The sequence below is a fragment of the Halomonas sp. 7T genome (genome assembly GCF_025643255.1).
Classification (GTDB): Bacteria; Pseudomonadota; Gammaproteobacteria; order Pseudomonadales; family Halomonadaceae; genus Vreelandella.
Genome location: NZ_CP087112.1, coordinates 3108932 through 3126208, shown reverse-complemented (window position 1 = coordinate 3126208; position 17277 = coordinate 3108932). Strand labels below are relative to the sequence as shown.

General features: G+C 55.9%; 17 protein-coding genes. 9 read left to right on the top strand and 8 right to left on the bottom strand.

Annotated features, from left to right (window positions below):
- Positions 1–43: 43 nt before the first annotated feature.
- From LOS15_RS14655 to LOS15_RS14630, 6 genes are all read right to left on the bottom strand, one after another.
- On the bottom strand, positions 44–703 hold the full coding sequence (locus tag LOS15_RS14655; protein WP_263066678.1) for a NapC/NirT family cytochrome c: 660 nt from the start codon (positions 701–703) through the stop codon (positions 44–46).
- Complete coding sequence (locus tag LOS15_RS14650) at positions 700–1185, bottom strand: nitrate reductase cytochrome c-type subunit (protein WP_263066677.1); 486 nt, start codon at positions 1183–1185, stop codon at positions 700–702. The genes LOS15_RS14655 and LOS15_RS14650 overlap by 4 nt, the downstream gene beginning before the upstream one ends.
- Positions 1186–1205: 20 nt before the next feature.
- Positions 1206–3710, bottom strand: a complete 2505-nt coding sequence (napA, locus tag LOS15_RS14645) for a nitrate reductase catalytic subunit NapA (protein WP_263066675.1) — start codon at positions 3708–3710, stop codon at positions 1206–1208.
- Positions 3711–3721: 11 nt separating this feature from the next.
- Positions 3722–3994, bottom strand: coding sequence for a chaperone NapD (locus LOS15_RS14640; RefSeq protein WP_263066674.1), 273 nt, complete (start codon positions 3992–3994; stop codon positions 3722–3724).
- Positions 3987–4496, bottom strand: a complete 510-nt coding sequence (locus LOS15_RS14635; RefSeq protein WP_263066673.1) for a ferredoxin-type protein NapF — start codon at positions 4494–4496, stop codon at positions 3987–3989. The genes LOS15_RS14640 and LOS15_RS14635 overlap by 8 nt, the downstream gene beginning before the upstream one ends.
- Positions 4497–4585: 89 nt before the next feature.
- The gene (locus LOS15_RS14630; RefSeq protein WP_263066672.1) at positions 4586–4768 is read right to left on the bottom strand and encodes a periplasmic nitrate reductase, NapE protein; all 183 of its coding nucleotides are present in this window, start codon (positions 4766–4768) and stop codon (positions 4586–4588) included.
- Positions 4769–4949: 181 nt separating this feature from the next.
- Between LOS15_RS14630 and LOS15_RS14625 the strand changes: the two genes are divergently transcribed.
- Both LOS15_RS14625 and LOS15_RS14620 read left to right on the top strand, forming a co-directional pair.
- Complete coding sequence (locus tag LOS15_RS14625) at positions 4950–5804, top strand: DUF72 domain-containing protein (RefSeq protein WP_263066670.1); 855 nt, start codon at positions 4950–4952, stop codon at positions 5802–5804.
- A 176-nt stretch (positions 5805–5980) separates the two neighbouring features.
- Complete coding sequence (locus tag LOS15_RS14620; protein WP_263066669.1) at positions 5981–7324, top strand: sodium-dependent transporter; 1344 nt, start codon at positions 5981–5983, stop codon at positions 7322–7324.
- A gap of 72 nt (positions 7325–7396) precedes the next feature.
- On the opposite strand, the gene LOS15_RS14615 is transcribed toward LOS15_RS14620, so the two are convergent.
- Positions 7397–7609 (bottom strand): PA3496 family putative envelope integrity protein, encoded by a 213-nt coding sequence (locus LOS15_RS14615; RefSeq protein ID WP_263066668.1) that lies wholly within the window; start codon positions 7607–7609, stop codon positions 7397–7399.
- Positions 7610–7922: 313 nt separating this feature from the next.
- Here LOS15_RS14615 and hexR point away from each other — a divergent pair, with 313 nt between their 5' ends.
- The 3 genes from hexR (at position 7923) to LOS15_RS14600 (ending at position 12275) form a co-directional block, all read left to right on the top strand.
- Positions 7923–8777, top strand: coding sequence for a transcriptional regulator HexR (gene hexR / locus LOS15_RS14610; RefSeq protein ID WP_263066666.1), 855 nt, complete (start codon positions 7923–7925; stop codon positions 8775–8777).
- 77 nt (positions 8778–8854) lie between these two features.
- Entirely contained in the window at positions 8855–11053 is a 2199-nt protein-coding gene (gene uvrD / locus LOS15_RS14605) for a DNA helicase II (protein ID WP_263069741.1), read from the top strand.
- A gap of 133 nt (positions 11054–11186) precedes the next feature.
- On the top strand, positions 11187–12275 hold the full coding sequence (locus LOS15_RS14600) for a TRAP transporter substrate-binding protein (RefSeq protein ID WP_263066664.1): 1089 nt from the start codon (positions 11187–11189) through the stop codon (positions 12273–12275).
- 94 nt (positions 12276–12369) lie between these two features.
- Here LOS15_RS14600 and LOS15_RS14595 read toward each other — a convergent pair whose 3' ends face one another.
- Positions 12370–12783 carry an acyl-CoA thioesterase gene (locus LOS15_RS14595; RefSeq protein WP_263066662.1) on the bottom strand — a complete coding sequence of 138 codons (414 nt, stop codon included), beginning with the start codon at positions 12781–12783 and terminating at the stop codon, positions 12370–12372.
- Between the two features lie 153 nt (positions 12784–12936).
- On the opposite strand from LOS15_RS14595, the gene LOS15_RS14590 reads away from it, so the two are divergent.
- The 4 genes from LOS15_RS14590 to pstB all read left to right on the top strand — a co-directional run bounded on the left by LOS15_RS14590 (position 12937) and on the right by pstB (position 17268).
- Entirely contained in the window at positions 12937–13827 is an 891-nt protein-coding gene (locus LOS15_RS14590) for a PstS family phosphate ABC transporter substrate-binding protein (protein ID WP_263066659.1), read from the top strand.
- 98 nt (positions 13828–13925) lie between these two features.
- On the top strand, positions 13926–15044 hold the full coding sequence (locus LOS15_RS14585) for an ABC transporter permease subunit (RefSeq protein ID WP_263066658.1): 1119 nt from the start codon (positions 13926–13928) through the stop codon (positions 15042–15044).
- Positions 15041–16459, top strand: coding sequence for a phosphate ABC transporter permease PstA (pstA, locus tag LOS15_RS14580; protein WP_263066657.1), 1419 nt, complete (start codon positions 15041–15043; stop codon positions 16457–16459). Before LOS15_RS14585 ends, pstA begins: the two co-directional genes overlap by 4 nt.
- The gene (pstB, locus tag LOS15_RS14575) at positions 16453–17268 is read left to right on the top strand and encodes a phosphate ABC transporter ATP-binding protein PstB (protein WP_263066656.1); all 816 of its coding nucleotides are present in this window, start codon (positions 16453–16455) and stop codon (positions 17266–17268) included. Before pstA ends, pstB begins: the two co-directional genes overlap by 7 nt.
- The last annotated feature ends 9 nt before the right edge of the window (positions 17269–17277 follow it).

Genomic DNA, 17277 nt, shown 5'->3' with positions numbered 1-17277 from the left:
TAGCGCGTCAATTGCGCCAGCGACTTTTCAATCGACGCCGACGCTACTGCTCGGCATAGGCACCGCTCTCCAGCTCTAAATGCGCGGCCCAGGACACGATATCGGGCGTTCCCACAGCAGCCTCTATTCTAGGACTCATATCCGGTAGTTCGTGGGCAATGCCTTTGTGACAGTCGATGCAGGTTGCTTCACCTGTGGCGAGATTAGTCGAGTGAGCGCGCGCTGCACGCGGGCCTTGCAAGGTGAAATCCATCGAGTCGAATTCGTGGCAGTTGCGGCATTCAAGTGAGTCATTGGCCTGAAGCCGCGACCATTCGCGTTCGGCAAGCTCGCGGCGCTTTGCCTCAAACTGCTCTTCAGTGCGGATAGAGCCAAATACCCAGCCCCAAACTTCTTTAGAGGCTTCCATCTTGCGCGCTACTTTATGCGTCCAGCCGTGCGGAACATGGCAGTCTGAGCACGTCGCCCGCACCCCAGAGCGGTTAGAGTAGTGAATGGTGGTTTTGAGCTCCTGCATCGGGTTGCGCTCCATCTCATGGCAGGAGATACAAAACTGCTCGGTATTGGTTGCTTCCATGGCGGTATTAAAACCGCCCCAAAAGATAATGCCGGCAATAAACCCACCCAGGGTTAAAAACCCCAGGCTAAAGTGAACGCTGGGGCGACTTAAAATACGCCAGTAACGGGTGAAAAAGCGCTTCATTGCTCACCCTCCTGGCGCTCACGTAGCGCCTCGTTAATCACCTCTTCCACCGACTTAAAGCGATTTGGAACTAGCGGGTCGGCGTTAGTTTTAGGCACATGGCACTGAGTGCAGAAGTAGCGATCAGGTGATACGGCGGCTAGCACCTGCTTATGCCGATCCATAAAGTGGGTAATGCTCACCATTGGCGCGCCCGCGCTGACGGCCTGCTCCCGGCTATGGCAGTTTAGGCACTGATTAACCCGCATATCGACTTGATAATCACGGATCGAGTGGGGAATCACCGGCGGCTGCTCTGGGTAATTACGCACTTCTCGGCCGCTATCCCGCGGCTCACCGGCGATGGGTGCTGCGGGTAAGGTTTGACTAACGGTTCCCCCAGGCCGCAAACCATCGGGGGCGGTCGCGTCGCGTGTATCATCTGCACCCACCGTTGTGCCTAGCAGAGCAACGAATAAACAGAGAGGAAAAAGCCATTTCATTGTTGTTCTCCTTATCCTGTTTAGGCCAGATTGACGAGTTCAAGGCGCACCGCACACTTTTTAAAATCGGTTTGCTTGGAAATCGGGTCGGTGGCGTCCAGGGTGACTTTATTGATCAGATACGAGGCGTCAAAAAAGGGCGCGTACACCAGGCCGCGGGGCGGCTTAACCCGACCGCGGGTTTCTACCCGCAAGTTCACATCACCACGGCGGCTAGCCACCTTGACCTCGCTTCCTCGCCTGAAGCCTTCGGCGCGGGCATCTTCCGGGTGCATATACAACAGCGCAGCGGGCACGGCCCGGTGCAGCTCGGGCACGCGACGGGTCATAGAGCCGGTGTGCCAGTGCTCCAAAACCCGCCCTGTACAGAGCCAATAAGGAAAGTCATTGTCAGGGGCCTCGGCGGGTGGCTCGGCCGGTAGTGCAAAAATCACGGCGCGATTATCCGGCTTGCCGTAAAACTGCCAGCCGCTGCCCGGCTCTACATACGGGTCTAGCCCCTCTCTGTAACGCCAGAGGGTCTCTTGGCCATCGACCACTGGCCAGCGCTTGCCCCGGCTGGCGTGGTACGCGTCGAAGCTGTCTAAATCTTTGCCTTTGCCACGGCCAAAGCGCGCGTACTCTTCAAACAGCCCTTTTTGGATATAGAAGCCGAAATCGTCTGCCTCGGCGTTGGCGTAACCCTCTTCCATATCGGAGGTGGGGTACTGGTCGACCTGACCATTGGCAAACAGTAAATCAAACAGGGTTTTATCACGCATCTCTGGGGCGGCTTCTAGCAACTCCTCGGGCCAGACATCAGCCACGCGGATGCGCTGGGAGAGGGCCACGGTCTGCCATAAATCCGAGCGCGCCTCGCCGGGGGCATTGACCAACTGATGGAAAAACTGGGTGCGCCGTTCGGAGTTACCAAAGGCGCCCTCTTTTTCCACCCAGGACGCTGCGGGCAAAATCAGATCCGCCGACTGCGCTGACACGGTGGGGTAGATATCCGAGACCACCACAAAGGCTTCGGGATTACGCCAGCCAGGCAGAATCTCCTGCATGACGTTAGGCCCGGCCTGCATGTTGTTGGTCACCTGGGTCCAGTAAACCTTGATGTCGCCATCTTTAAGACGACGGCTTTGGGCCACCGCATCAAAGCCTACCCATGAAGGGATAGTGCCTTCGGGCAGTTTCCAAATTTTCTCCGCATCGCGGCGATGTTCTGGATTGGTAACCACGCGGTCGGCAGGTAGACGGTGAGCAAAGGTGCCCACTTCCCGCGCGGTACCACAGGCAGAGGGCTGGCCAGTAAGCGAGAAAGGACTGTTGCCCGGCTCCGAAATTTTGCCAGTAAGCAAATGGAGGTTGTAAATCAGGTTATTAATCCACACCCCACGGGTGTGCTGATTGACCCCCATGGTCCAGAACGTCATCACCTTTTTATCGGGGTCGGCATAAAGCTCTGCTAGCGCTTCAAGGCGGCTTTCAGAAACGCCCGATTCACGCGCGGCCCGCTCTAGGGTGTAGGGCGCAACATAGTCCGCGAACGCCTCGAAGCTCATATCCGTCCAGCTATTAGCGTTATTGGCGTTTTCTGCGGCTTGCTGTAGCGGGTGCTCGTCGCGCAGGCCATAGCCGATATCGTCAGTGCCGAGCGCGAAGTTGACATGCTGGTCGACGAATGAGCGATTGACGCGGTCGGTTTGAATAATATGGTTGGCGATGTAGTTGAGGATCACGATATCCGCATTGGGCGACATAACCATGGGGATATCGGCCAATTCAAAGCTGCGGTGCTCAAAGGTAGAAAGCACCGCCACCTGGGTGTCCGGGAAGGAGAGACGACGATCAGTCACGCGAGTCCAGAGCACTGGGTGCATCTCGGCCATGTTAGAGCCCCACAGCACAAAGGCATCCGCATGCTCGATATCGTCATACACACCCATGGGCTCATCCGAGCCAAAGCTGCGCATAAAGCCAAATACCGCCGAGGCCATACAGTGGCGAGCGTTGGGGTCGATATTGTTCGAGCGCAGACCCGCTTTAAATAGCTTACTCGCCGCGTAACCTTCCCAAATAGTCCACTGGCCAGAGCCAAACAGCGCGATGCTTTCGGGTCCATGTTCACGAATGGCGCTGGTAAACTTTTCCGCCATGAGATCAAGCGCTTCGTCCCAGGAGACCGGCTCGAAATCGCCATCTTTAGCGTACTGGCCGTTGCGCTTACGCAGCAGCGGCTGAGTTAAGCGGTCCTCGCCGTAGAGAATTTTGGAAAGAAAGTAGCCCTTAACACAGTTAAGGCCACGGTTTACTTCAGACTGGTTATCACCATGAGTCGCCACGATTTGGCCGTCATAGGTGCCAACCATGACGCTACAGCCGGTTCCGCAAAAGCGGCATGGGGCTTTATCCCACTGCAAGCGGTTCATATCCGCCTGGGTGATCAGGTTGCTGGCGCCAGCAGGTATGGTCATCCCTGCCGTGGCAGCGGCCACCGCTGCGGCATTCGCCTTTACAAACGCTCGACGTGTGAGTTTCATTGCTCCCCCTCCTATACGTGCGGCTCGTCCGCTGTCAGGGCATCAACCACTTCGTGATACACAAAAGCGGCGTCAATAACCCCAGGCTGCTCGCGTACGTGATCCATCAAAGCCAATAGTTGTTGTTCGTCAGTGTGCTCGGCGACCACCACGAGCTTTCCAGCCGCGTCTTCGCCCATCACTTCCCCAGCGCTATGCTGGGTAATCCACTCCGCTGTCTGTTTCAGCGCCTCGGGCCGCGCATGAACGATAAAGCTAATGATGTGCAGCAGTTGATCAGACATAGGCGGTATCTTTTGTTATCAGTGAGATTGCCTGGTTAGGGCAGGCGGAATAGCAAGCACCACAGCCGGTGCACTTTTCTACGTTGATATCAGGTTGTGGCGGCCGGCCGCCGGGTCGCAGCGGAAAGCGGATCGCATTCCACTCACAGGCGTCCTGGCAGCTTTGGCAATGGATGCCAGCCAGTGCTAAGCAGTGCGGCTGAACCTCGGCTTGCCAAGGAAAGGCTTCGCTAACGCCCCCTGCGGGCTGTATCGCTTGTGGCTCGCATACCGTTGCGCAATCACCGCACAGTGAGCAGCCCTCGTGGGCAACGCTAAGCTCGGGATAACCGCCACCACCGCGGGTCAAAATGCCTTCCGGGCAAGCATCGATACAGGCATTGCAACCCGTACAGCGGTCGAGAAAATCAGCACTGTGCCACGGCGGTCGACGTACATCGCCCCGCCCTGACAAGCGACGAAAAAGATTGCGCCGATGATTGTTATTATCCGTGCGCGTCATGAGCATTCCTGAGTTAAAAGAGTATTACCCACTTTATTTAACAGTGGTTAACACCTTTAAAGTGATCAGATAGAAGCATTTAGACGCTGCTATAGCGGAGGCCCTGGGGGGCCTGCAAACATTTGAAAAATCCATACTGAAAAGCCATACCCCCCTACCACCGCTACTGCCAAAATGGGAAATAACAGCACTACGATAAATAGAAACAGCCCCAGCTCCTGACGTTTCCCAGGCGTTTCTTCGGTGAGTATGGAATGAGATTTTTTAGCCATGCCTAACTCCACAGGGGAAAACACACCGCTGTAGATGTGTATTAAAATAGTTATAAATAAAGCGTAGTAACTAAGCCTGATTTGTCACTTGATCCAGATCAATTTATTCCATAGTTAACCACCTATCGCTTGCCACTCAGTGACTTGGGTACGGATTGAACACCCTTAAAGGCCCTTTAATATGACGTTTCCGCTGTATTTAGGCTTACCCATGTGGGCCAACCAGGATTGGCTGGGTAGCCTATACCCGCGCCACGCCAAAACGGGGCTTTTAAGTGACTATGCGGCGGTTTTTTCAAGTGTCGAGGGCAACACTACCTTTTATAGCGGTGCGCCCAAGCCTGAGACAATTGCGGCTTGGGCTCGTCAGGCCCCCCCTTACTTTCGCTTTTGCTTTAAATTGCCGGCTAGCGTCACCCATGATCAACGGCTAACGCGTTTGGAAGAAGCCTGGGCATTTTTAGCCGCGCTGGAGCCACTGCATGACCGCCTTGGCCCCACTATGGTGCAACTGCCAAGGGATTTTGGTCCTCAAGAGCTATGTAAACTTGAAGCGCTACTCGCCCAGTGGCCCGCTCACTTGCCGTGTGCGGTTGAAGTGCGCCATCCAGCATTTTTTCAAAAAGGCGTCGCTGAAAAAGCCCTTAATCAATTGTTGATAACTTATGCGGCGAACCGTGTAATGCTTGACGTGCGCCCCGTATTTTCCACCCCGGCGAATGGCCATGCTGGGCTTGCCCATGCCCAACAGGAAAAACCGAAAGTCCCATTACACGTGCTTTCCACGGCACAGCAGCCGGTTATTCGCTTCATTGGCCATATTGACAAAGCCATTAATAGCCGCTACTTCGGCCCGTGGAAATCCCGCCTTGCCCTGTGGATAAGTCAGGGGAAAACCCCTTTCTTATTTGTGCATACTGCTGATAACCGAGAGTCGCCTGAGATGGCACGCAGCCTCTATAGAGAATTACAGGCGCTAACACCGCTGCCCACCCTGCCAGCGTTTGCAGGCGATAAGCAGAGCCAACTGTTTTAAACAGCCTTTTTAGCTGTGTTTACTGGCATGCGCTCTTTCTATCGGATAAATTGCGTCTTCTTTCGGAAAATAACGCTGGAAAATAACTTTTTCTTATCGTTCAGTTTTCTGAAAATTAGCATTTTACGATAGCAGCACCTTATTAATTACAATTGAACCTATATAGAAGGTGAAACATGGCAAAACTTGCACATGCGCAGTGGTCATCGAAGATGGCCTTTGTGCTCGCAGCCGCAGGGTCGGCAGTCGGTTTAGGGAACATCTGGCGCTTCTCTTACATGGTCGGCGATAGCGGCGGCGCCGCGTTCGTACTGGTCTACCTCGCCTGTGTTGCACTGGTGGGCCTGCCGATTCTTGTCGCCGAGTGGATGATTGGCCGTCGTGGCCAGAAAAACCCGATTAACACCATGGCTGAGCTGGCGGCTAACCACGGAAAATCAAAAGCCTGGGCGCTGATTGGCGTTAGCGGCGTATTAGCCGCGTTTTTGATTTTGTCGTTTTACAGTGTGATTGGTGGCTGGTCGCTTAACTATACGCTCAGCTCGGTCATTGGCACCTTTAACGGCCAAGATGCCGACGGTATTAGCGGCTTGTTTGGCGGCATGCTGGGAAGCCCTGTCACACTGCTGCTTTGGCATACCGCCTTTATGGTGCTGGTGGTTGGTATCGTGGCACGCGGGGTTACCAAAGGGCTTGAGAGCGCTGCGCGTTTGTTAATGCCTGCGCTTATCATATTAATGCTGATACTCGTAGGTTACGGCGTGGCTAGCGGTTATTTTGGCGAAGCACTGGCCTTTATGTTCCGCCCTGATTGGAGCGCCCTAAACGGTGGCGTAGTACTTGCCGCTATGGGCCAAGCGTTTTTCACGCTGTCGCTGGGCATGGGCATCATGATGGCTTACGGCTCGTACCTAGGAGAAGATGTTAACTTGATTAGCACTGCGCGAACGGTGATCATTCTAGATACCGTCATCGCGCTGCTGGCCGGTTTAGCCATCTTCCCAATTGTGTTCGCCAATGGCTTAAGCGCCGGTGAAGGTCCAGGTTTGATCTTCGTCACGCTGCCGCTCGCATTTGGTAACATGGCAGGCGGCACCATTTTAGGCCTGATGTTCTTCCTACTGCTCACCTTTGCCGCTTTAACCTCCGCCATTTCCTTACTTGAACCCACGGTAGAAATGCTGGAAGAGCGCACAGCAATGACGCGTGTCACTGCGACTTTAGCAAGCGGTGCGGGCGTATGGTTATTGGGTGTCGCGGCGCTGCTGTCGTTTAACGTGTGGTCAGAGGTACTGTTCTTTGGCCTGAATATTTTCGACCTGTTGGATACCTTTACCAGCAAAATTCTGCTGCCGTTAACGGGCCTAGGCGCGATTGTATTTGTGGCATGGTGCTTGAAGCGTGAAAGCGTGGAAGCCGAGCTGGGCCTCTCTGCAACCGGGGTCAGCCTATGGAACATCATCGCACGCTATGTAGCGCCGATTGGCGTTATCATTGTGTTTGTAACGGGTCTTATGTAAGCCGCTAAGGCAAGATCCGTTATCCAAGCAAACAGCCGCCCTGCTTTATAGCGGGGCGGTATCGTTTAAACGCTAGTGCAATTCGCTCTCTTGCTCATACTCTGGCAAGGGGGCGATATCCCGCGATAACTGCTGGAACTCCCGATGTAATTCTATTCCCCGACGCGCCCTTAGGCTGCGTTGGGCAGAGCTACGCTGTTGTTGGGCGTGCTCATCGACTTGCATGCTCATAAAAATGTCGAGCAATTCGTTTTTAACCGAGGTGATTCGTTCGACGTTTCTCATAATCGACGTTCCTCCAGGTGAATATGCCTACGTCCACCTGCATCCGTGACGACTGATTTTTTAAATGATGCAGTGCGGCACTTCACTTCTTACTATAACCTACTTGACAAAATGATGACGAATTCTGCTCAAATGCCTTAACGGCATTTAAACGCCTTTAGGTTAGGCTTGGCCTCAGACATAGGCATGCCATCTTGGATCGTCTGCCGCAGCGCTGAGCCAAATGATGAAGCGCTATTAAAAACGAACGTTTTAAACAGATATATTTTGTCGTACTGTAATCCTTTGTTTTTGAGCACCCAAGGAGCTGACTGTGAGCCGCGCCCTGTTCGATGAAATGAGACGCCGCATGGAGCACTTTCGTCGCTCCGAACAAAAGGTCGCGCGGTTTGTGCTGCGCAATCCTGACGAAGTGATCCATATGCGAATTGTGGATCTCGCCACGGAAGCCAAAGTGAGCGAACCCACCGTGGTGCGTTTCTGCCGCGCATTGGGCTGCAATGGCTTCCAGGACTTCAAACTGCAGCTGGCGCAAATGCTGGCTAGCGGCAGCCAGTTCGCCCAGTTCTCCATGAATGATAGCGACTCGGTCGCGGAGTTCTCACACAGCATCTTCGACTCGACTGTGGGCACACTATTATCGGTGCGTGACCGGCTTGATAACGACGCGCTAGGTAAAGCCGTTAACGCTCTGGCCATGGCCAACCGAGTTGAGTTCTACGGCTTTGGAGCTTCTGGCGCGGTGGCCTTCGATGCCCAACACAAATTCTTCCGCCTGCAGATCTCCACCTCGGCCTATGCCGATCCGCACATGCAAAATATGTCCGCAGTGACCCTAAAAGAGGGTGACGTGGTCGTGGCCATCTCCCAAACGGGCCGCACCAAAGCGCTGGTGGCTAGCGTGCGCTTAGCCCGCGATGCAGGCGCCACGGTCATTGGCCTCTGCCCCAGCGACTCCCCGCTGGCCAGTGAAGTGAGCTTGCCGCTGTACATTGACGTTCATGAAGACACCGAGATCTATACGCCGCTAAGCTCGCGTATTGCCCACCTCGTGCTTATCGACGTATTAGCGGTTGGCGTTGCCAAAACCCGTGGGCCGAAACTTGCCGAACAGTTGAAGGCGGTTAAAAAGAGCCTAAACACCCTGCGCTACCCCGAAGATAGCTAAGCACTTGTCCTGTATGCACAGCCAGTTCCATGGCTGTGCTAAACTGGCTGCCCATTTTTGAACCGGCAGCGGCTACTATGGATGACGTCACGGCGATTCTTGATCAGCTCAACCCCGCCCAGCGGGAGGCGGTTAGCGCCCCCCAGGGCAACCTACTGGTACTGGCTGGGGCTGGCTCCGGTAAAACCCGCGTGCTGGTTCATCGCATTGCCTGGCTGATGCAGGCCGAAGGGCTTTCGCCCTACGCGCTGCTGGCGGTCACGTTTACCAATAAAGCGGCGCGGGAAATGCGCACGCGCCTTGAGGCGCTGCTGGGTATTTCCATGCGCCATGTGTGGGTCGGCACGTTCCACTCCATTGCGCACCGGCTGCTGCGCACCCACTGGCAAGACGCCCGCCTGCCTCAGCACTTTCAAATTATTGATTCCGACGACCAGCTCCGTCTAATCAAGCGGCTGCTCAAAGATTACTCGATTGACGATGAGCGCTTCCCGCCCCGCCAGGTGCAGGGGTTTATCTCTGGCTGCAAAGAAGAGGGCTTACGCCCTTTCCAGGTCAATGTCGACGGCGATGCGTACCTGGGCCAGATGGTTGAACTTTACGAACGCTACCAGCTCACCTGCGAGCGCGGCGGGCTGGTGGATTTCGGTGAACTGCTGCTGAGAAGCCTGGAGTTACTGCGCGATAACCCAGCGCTGTTACGGCACTACCAGGAACGCTTTGGCCATGTCCTAGTGGACGAGTTTCAGGACACCAACACGCTACAGTATGCGTGGCTGAAGCTACTCACCGGCATGAAAACGCCGATGACTGCCGTCGGTGATGACGATCAGTCCATCTACGGCTGGCGCGGTGCCAAAGTGGAGAATATCCGTCGCTTTGAAGAAGAGTTCCCTAACACCCACACCGTGCGTCTAGAGCAGAACTATCGCTCTACCAGCGCAATTCTAGAAGCCGCTAATACGCTGATTAGCCATAACAGCGAGCGGCTAGGTAAAAACCTGTGGACCGATGGCGTCGAGGGCGAACCGATTTCCGTCTATGCCGGGTTTAACGACCTGGAAGAAGCTCGCTATATCGTCGATACCATCAAAGAGAAGGTCGATGACGGTTTTAATCGCCGAGACGTGGCGATTCTTTATCGCTCTAACGCCCAGTCGCGGCTGCTAGAAGAGACGCTAATACGCCAAGGCATGCCCTACCGTATCTACGGCGGCCACCGCTTCTACGAGCGCTTAGAGATCAAAAATGCCCTGGCGTATTTACGTCTGTTGCTCAACCGCGACGACGATGCCTCCCTAGAGCGGGTGATCAACGTACCTACCCGGGGCATCGGCACCCGCACAGTGGAAATTGTTCGCCACCGTGCCCGGGAGCAAAGCGTGCCGCTTTGGCAGGCACTCCATGATGCGATCAACGACGGTACGTTAAAGGGCCGTGCCGCCAATGCGGTGCAAGCCTTCGCCAACCTGATCGAGCAGTTGGATAACGATGCCGCCGGGCTGCCCCTGCACGAAATTATCGACCATGTCACCGCACACACCGGCTTAATCGAGCACCATAAAAGCGAGCGTGGCGAGAAAGGCCAGGCGCGGGTGGAAAACTTAGAAGAGCTGGTCACCGCCGCTCGCGCCTTTACCCACGGCGACGCCTTTGAAACCCCGGAAGCGGGCGAAGGTATGGCAGCGCTGGAAGCGTTTCTTTCTGAAGCAGCACTCAACGCAGGCGACCACGAAGCGGAGGAGTTTGAGGATAGCGTTCAGCTCATGACGCTGCACTCGGCAAAAGGGCTGGAGTTTCCGGTGGTGTTTATCGCGGGCGTGGAGGAGGGACTGTTCCCACATAAGATGTCGCTGGAAGAGCCTGGCAGACTCGAAGAAGAGCGGCGTCTCTGCTACGTGGGCGTTACCCGTGCCATGCAAAAGCTCTACCTCACCCACGCCGAAACCCGCCGCCTGCACGGCAAAGAGGTGTTTCCGCGCCCGTCGCGCTTTTTACGCGAACTTCCCCCCCACTTGCTGGAAGAAGTACGCCTGCGCGGGCATATTTCCCGCCCCGTCACCGCCTCCCGCCCCTCCTTTGCCCAACAAAGCATTGAGAGTGACGGTGACCTGCCCAGCCTGCACGTCGGCCAACGGGTGGAACACCCAGTATTCGGCGAAGGGATTATTTTAAACGCCGAAGGCGAAGGCGCCCGCGCCCGGGTGCAGGTCAGCTTTGAAGGCAATGGCATTAAGTGGTTAGTGCTGGGGTTTGCGAAGCTAACGCCGCTTTAAGCGCAAGCGCCCCTTCCGTCGTTGAGGGCAATGGCTTGCCGATTAAAACGGGGTTAGCGCATACTGGCAAACGGACACGGTGCTTTTAGCACGTTGACAAAAATATCCTATAATTTCCGGAGTCTTGCTCATTATGCAACGCCGCAACTTTCTTAAAGCCGCCGGCCTTGGTGCCGCCGGTGTCGCTGCCGCCCCGTTTGTTTCCACCGCCAGCGCTAACGAAACCTACACCTGGGATATGGTGACCTCCTGGCCGAAAAACTTTCCCGCACTCGGTACCGGCGCGAACGACTTCGCCCGTCGGGTAGAACAGCTCTCTAATGGCCGTATGCGTATCCGCGTACATGGTGCGGGTGAGCTTGTGCCAGCGCTGGAAGTGTTTGATGCTGTCGCTGCAGGCACCGCTGAAATGGGCCACTCCGCCGCTTATTACTGGCGCGGAAAAGTCGCTGCCTCGCAGTTTTTCACTGCTGTGCCGTTCGGCATGAATACCACTGAAATGAATGCCTGGTTATACCACGGCGGCGGCCAAGAACTGTGGGATGAGATTTACGCCAACCACAACCTTAAGCCCTTTGCAGTCGGTAATACAGGCACCCAGATGGCGGGCTGGTTTAAAAAAGAAATTAACTCCCTGGCCGATATGCAGGGCCTACGCCTGCGTTTGCCGGGGCTGGCGGGCGAAGCAATGAACGGCATTGGGGTCACTACCGTTAACATGCCCGGTTCAGAAATCTTTACCTCGCTACAAACCGGCGTACTGGACGCTGCCGACTGGGTAGGCCCTTATAACGATATGGCGTTTGGCCTGCACCAAGTGGCGGATTACTACTACACATCGGTGTGGAACGAGCCGACCGCCGTACTAGAAGGCACCGTTAACCTGGACGCCTGGAACGCCCTACCCGAAGATCTTCAGGACGTTATCCGCGAAGCGGCACGCGCTTCTAACCTTGCCATGATCAGCGAATTCGCCTATCGCAACGCGCAAGCGCTGGAAACACTGGTTGACGAGCATGGTGTGCAGCTGCGCACCTTCCCCGAGGACGTCATGGCTGCACTTTATGAATCCTCCAAAGAAGCGATTCAGCGCCAGGTAGACGGCGACGAGGAGTCGCGCCGTGTTTGGGAGTCGTATTCAGCGTTCCAGGAAGTGCTGCGCCCGTTTAGCGATGTGGGTGAATACGCTTACTTGAGAAGCCGCGCAGAGCTCAATACGTAGTCGCTTTCAACAAGCGAGGACACCTTAAGCGGGCATTGCCTTCTTAAGCATAAAGGGCGCCACGGCGCCCTTTTCGATATGCAGCGGCGGACGCTTAGCTGTGTACTGCGCGAATCCGGCCGTTTTCATCCAGCGCCACCATCACAAAGCGCGCTTCGGTGACTTTCTGACGCTCTTCAATATGGCGGCCATGGGGCGGACGCACCCATACCTCCACATCAATTTTGATTGAGCTGTGGCCAATGTCCTGAACTTGGGTATACACACTCACCATCGACCCGACGCGTACCGGGCTTAAAAAATCCATCGCTTCAATGGCAACGGTTGCGTTTCGCCCTCCGGCTTCACGACCTGCGGCAAGCTCTGCGGCTTGATCCATCAGATTAACGAGCCAGCCACCAGGAATATCGCCGTAGAGATTGGTATCTTGTCGAGAAGCCAGTAGCTTTAACGTGAGCTGCCCTTGGGGCGCAGGCACGTCATCCAAATCAGAATCCAACGGTGTCATAAGGTCGTCGCTTTGTAAGTTTATTGTTGTGATGTTGCTGCATCGCAACAGAGTGGTATTAGTTAATCACAAGAGGAAAGACGTTTGAAGGGTAACGCTTTATGTCTTGGGAAGAAATATCGCCTGCGCTTAGCATTGCTAGGAACACTCCTCATGGCCGTCCAGATAGCCTGGGGGCAGCCTACAGCGCCCACCCTTACCAGCGGTACGCTAGGGGCAGTGGGGTCTGACACCATGGCGGGGCTGGTGTTACGCTGGGGAGAAGCGCTCACCGCTCGCCACCCTGAAATCAACCTGCAGTTTCAAGCGGGCGGTTCGGCCAGTGCGCCCACGGCGCTGATCGCAGGCACTACGCGCCTTGGCCCCATGTCCAGACCAATGTCTGCGACTGAACGCCAGCAGTTTATCGACCGCTATGGCTACCCGCCCCTAGAGCTTCGCGTAGCGCGGGATGCACTGGTGGTGGTGGTGCATCGCCATAACCCGCTTGACGCGTTAACCCGCCAACAGGTCGATGCTATTTTTTCGACCAGCCTCGCGTGTGGGGCCACACGCCCGATCAGGCGTTGGGAAACGTTACTTGAGACCGCGCAATGGCCTTATGGTCACATTGCGTTGCATGGGCGCAATCTTGCCTCAGGCACCCATGGGTTGTTTCAACAGCAAGCGCTGTGTAACGGACGGTTCCGGGTCGATATCAGCGAGCACCCTGGCTCATCCGCCGTGGTTGCCGCCGTGGGCGAGTCACCTAATGCCATGGGCTATGCGGGCTACAACCACCTCACCCCGATGGTAAAGGCACTCCCGCTTGCCGACCAGCATGGCAACACGCTGGCACCGACTGAATCATCGATTCAGCGCGACGATTACCCCTTCTCTCGCGATCTTTATCTCTACGTTAATTTACCGCCGGGGGAGTCATTACCCGCCGCTGAGCAGGCGTTTATCGCGCTGATTATGTCGCCAGAGGGTCAGGCAATTGTCCGCGCCTCGGGGTTTGTACCGCTGCCGCCGGAGGATCTGAATGCCCAACAGCCGTGGTAGCTACTGTCATTTAACTGTCATAAAAATGTTTTAGGGTAAGGAAACTCCACCATGCATGTTTATTTTAGCGATGGCACCCGCTGCTCTATGATGTCGACATGACTCCTCCTCGGCTACCCCGTGTTTATCTGCCGCTGCGCCAGCTTCAAGACCGTATTGCCACCGGGCTCATCACCGCCGGGGGCATTGGGGTGCTATTGGCGATTCTCGCCATTGGCGTTTTCCTACTATGGGAAACGCTGCCGCTGCTAGCGCTAGGCGATACGTTCGCGCTTAGTAAACTGTCGCCGCTGGCATGGGGCACCTTAAAAGCCGCGCTCGCCGCGATGCTGTTTGCCACACCGATTGCGTTGGGCGCCGCGATCTACTCAGCGCTGTTTATGTCGGTACGATTGCGCAGTCGGCTAAAACCCGCATTAGAGCTTATGGAGGCCGTGCCGGGTGTCGTAGTGGGCTTTATTGCGGGGTTAGTGCTAGCCCCCTGGGTAGAGCGCCACTTAGCGAGCGCTCTGCTGCTCATCGCATGGCTGCCCTTTAGCGCTCTATTAGCGGGCGCTTTGTGGCACGTTGCCGCCGCTCGGCTGCGCCAGCGTTTGCCGCACTCCTGGGCAGGGTTATGGTTAATTCCATGGCTTGTGAGCATGGTCGCCGTAGCGCTATGGCTCGCGCCACTGCTGGAACAGCACCTGTTAGGGGGCGACCTACGCCGCTTGCTCGACCAGCGCTACGGCATGGATTACGCCACACGCAACGCGCTTATCGTCGGTATCGCCATGGGGTTTGCCGTCATACCAAGTATTTATGCGCTAGCCGAAGATGCGCTCGCTGACATCCCGCCGACTCTGATGGAGGGCGCGCAAGCACTGGGCGCAAGCCGATGGCAGGCGCTCTGGAAAGTAGCGCTGCCCACCGCGAGTCCCGGCATTTTTTCAGCGGTGATGATTGGCGCAGGCCGCGCCGTGGGTGAAACCATGATCGTACTCATGGCGAGCGGTAATACGGCGCTGTTTAGCGCCAGTCCCTTTGAGGGATTGCGCTCGCTCTCCGCCGCCATTGCCATTGAACTGCCCGAGGCAACCCCCGGGGGGCTTACCTACCATCTGCTGATTTTGGCAGCGCTTGCGCTATTCATCTTTACATTTTTAGTGAATACCCTGGCAGAAACAGTGCGCCAGCGCCTACGCCGCCGTTACCACCGGCTGGGAGGCAAGCAATGACGCCACTTTCCGAACAGAGTAAGCGGCCGGTGAGCTGGTTAAACGATGGGCTTTGGCCATGGTTATGTGCCGCCTGCGTGGCGCTTTCACTACTCATGTTAGCGGCGCTGCTGACCCTGCTTGCTACACGCGGCTTGGGCCACTTCTGGCCCGCCGCCTTGGAGGAGGTCACGCTCTCCTCAGGTGAAACCGTTATCGGCCAGCCAGTACGCGAAACGCCACTGCCGCTAAACGCAGGCATGGAGCGGCTCTATTTCACCGGCAACAGTGATATCACCGGGGCTAACTGGCGCTGGATAAATATTGAGGAGATCGTCGAACAAGCGACGCCAAACGATCTGATCCGCCTGGAGCGCACCCCGTGGGGCGATTTTATTGGCCGTTTAGTGGCCGTAGAGAGTGATGACCAGCGCTTAACTGGACAGGCGGCTGAGGACTACATCCTTGCGTCGCTTTCACAACCCGCGAGCCAGCGAAGCAGCAGCGAGTTACTGCTGATAACCGCAGGTGGCCAAACGCTGCGCCAGCCGCTTGCCAGTGTTCGTCATATTCAGGCCCCTAACGCGATGAGCTGGGGGCAAAAAACCACTGCCTGGGGGCAAAATGTTTGGCGCTTTTTAAGCGAAGGGCCGCGGGCTGCCAACACTGGCGGCGGCGTGTGGCCGGCTATTTTTGGCACTGTGCTGATGGTGATTTTAATGTCAGTGATTGTGACCCCATTTGGCGTGCTCGCGGCGATTTATCTCAATGAGATCGCTCACCAAAATCGGCTTACTCACCTCGTGCGCATTGGCGTGCGCAACCTGGCCGGTGTGCCGTCTATTGTGTATGGGGTCTTTGGTCTTGGGGTATTCGTTTACGGCATTGGCGGCTCTATTGATCAGTGGTTCTTTAGTGACGAATTACCCTCGCCCACCTTCGGCACCGGCGGGCTGTTATGGGCTTCTCTGACCCTCGCGCTATTAACTCTGCCGGTGGTGATTGTGGCAACGGAAGAGGGGTTAGCGCGCATCCCCGACGCCCAGCGCGAAGGTGCCGTGGCGCTCGGTGCGACACGCCTGGAAATGTTAACCCGAGTGGTGCTGCCTATGGCTACCCCGGCGATGCTCACCGGGGTGATATTAGCCATCGCCCGGGCCGCCGGGGAAGTAGCCCCCTTAATGCTGGTAGGCGTTGCCAAACTAGCGCCGCAAATGCCGCTGGATGGTGATTTCCCCTATTTACACCTTGAGCGCAAGTTTATGCACCTTGGCTATCATTTATTTGATACGGCGTTTCACGGGGAAGATGTTCAAGCCGCCATCCCGCTGGTTTACGCCACGGCGTTACTGTTAGTACTGATTGTGCTGGTGCTTAACCTAACTGCCATATTTCTGCGTCATTATTTAAGGCGTCAACGAGGAAACGAATGCTAGCGTCCTTAACGTCTGCCCAAGCAACACACGCTCCAGTGACTACGTTTGCGCCTGAGCAGTGCTGCCTAAGCATTAACCAGTTTAACCTCGCCTATGCGGGGAAGCCTGCATTGCGACAGTTGACGCTCGACGTGCCTCGCCATCGTGTGACCGCGTTTATCGGCCCCTCTGGTTGTGGCAAATCCACCCTGCTCAGGGCAATTAATCGACTCCATGACCTCAACGAATCCGTTTCTCATAGCGGGCATATCTCGCTTGAAGGGCAGGATATTCATGCTCCTCAAATGAACGTCACTGAGCTGAGGCGGCGAGTGGGCATGGTATTTCAAACGCCTAACCCGTTTCCAATGTCGATTTATGAAAATGTCGCCTTTGGGCTGCGTTTGCAGCGCCGTTTACCTAAGCGTAAGCGGGACGACATTATTGAGTGGGCGTTGACGTCTGCCGCGCTATGGGACGAGGTGAAAGACCAGCTGCACCGCTCAGCGTGGCAGCTCTCCGGCGGGCAGCAGCAGCGTTTAGTGATTGCCCGCACGCTGGCCGTACAGCCCGACGTATTACTCTTGGATGAGCCAGCCTCGGCGCTGGACCCCATCTCAACACTTAAAGTAGAAGAGCTGATCCGTAATCTTAAATCGCAGCTTACCTTGGTGCTGGTTACTCATAATATGCAGCAGGCCGCGCGGGTTTCCGACTACACGGCGTTTATGCAGCACGGCGAACTGGTTGAGTTCGGCTTAACCGACCAAGTGTTCACTAACCCGCGTTTACAACGCACTGAAAATTACATCACCGGCCGCATCACCTAGGCCCCAACG

Coding starts and splice junctions, on each gene's coding strand:
- LOS15_RS14655 (WP_263066678.1), bottom strand. CDS start 703: ATGAAGCGCTTTTTCACCCGTTACTGGCGTATTTTAAGTCGCCCCAGC.
- LOS15_RS14650 (WP_263066677.1), bottom strand. CDS start 1,185: ATGAAATGGCTTTTTCCTCTCTGTTTATTCGTTGCTCTGCTAGGCACA.
- napA (WP_263066675.1), bottom strand. CDS start 3,710: ATGAAACTCACACGTCGAGCGTTTGTAAAGGCGAATGCCGCAGCGGTG.
- LOS15_RS14640 (WP_263066674.1), bottom strand. CDS start 3,994: ATGTCTGATCAACTGCTGCACATCATTAGCTTTATCGTTCATGCGCGG.
- LOS15_RS14635 (WP_263066673.1), bottom strand. CDS start 4,496: ATGACGCGCACGGATAATAACAATCATCGGCGCAATCTTTTTCGTCGC.
- LOS15_RS14630 (WP_263066672.1), bottom strand. CDS start 4,768: ATGGCTAAAAAATCTCATTCCATACTCACCGAAGAAACGCCTGGGAAA.
- LOS15_RS14625 (WP_263066670.1), top strand. CDS start 4,950: ATGACGTTTCCGCTGTATTTAGGCTTACCCATGTGGGCCAACCAGGAT.
- LOS15_RS14620 (WP_263066669.1), top strand. CDS start 5,981: ATGGCAAAACTTGCACATGCGCAGTGGTCATCGAAGATGGCCTTTGTG.
- LOS15_RS14615 (WP_263066668.1), bottom strand. CDS start 7,609: ATGAGAAACGTCGAACGAATCACCTCGGTTAAAAACGAATTGCTCGAC.
- uvrD (WP_263069741.1), top strand. CDS start 8,855: ATGGATGACGTCACGGCGATTCTTGATCAGCTCAACCCCGCCCAGCGG.
- LOS15_RS14600 (WP_263066664.1), top strand. CDS start 11,187: ATGCAACGCCGCAACTTTCTTAAAGCCGCCGGCCTTGGTGCCGCCGGT.
- LOS15_RS14595 (WP_263066662.1), bottom strand. CDS start 12,783: ATGACACCGTTGGATTCTGATTTGGATGACGTGCCTGCGCCCCAAGGG.
- LOS15_RS14590 (WP_263066659.1), top strand. CDS start 12,937: ATGGCCGTCCAGATAGCCTGGGGGCAGCCTACAGCGCCCACCCTTACC.
- LOS15_RS14585 (WP_263066658.1), top strand. CDS start 13,926: ATGACTCCTCCTCGGCTACCCCGTGTTTATCTGCCGCTGCGCCAGCTT.
- pstA (WP_263066657.1), top strand. CDS start 15,041: ATGACGCCACTTTCCGAACAGAGTAAGCGGCCGGTGAGCTGGTTAAAC.
- pstB (WP_263066656.1), top strand. CDS start 16,453: ATGCTAGCGTCCTTAACGTCTGCCCAAGCAACACACGCTCCAGTGACT.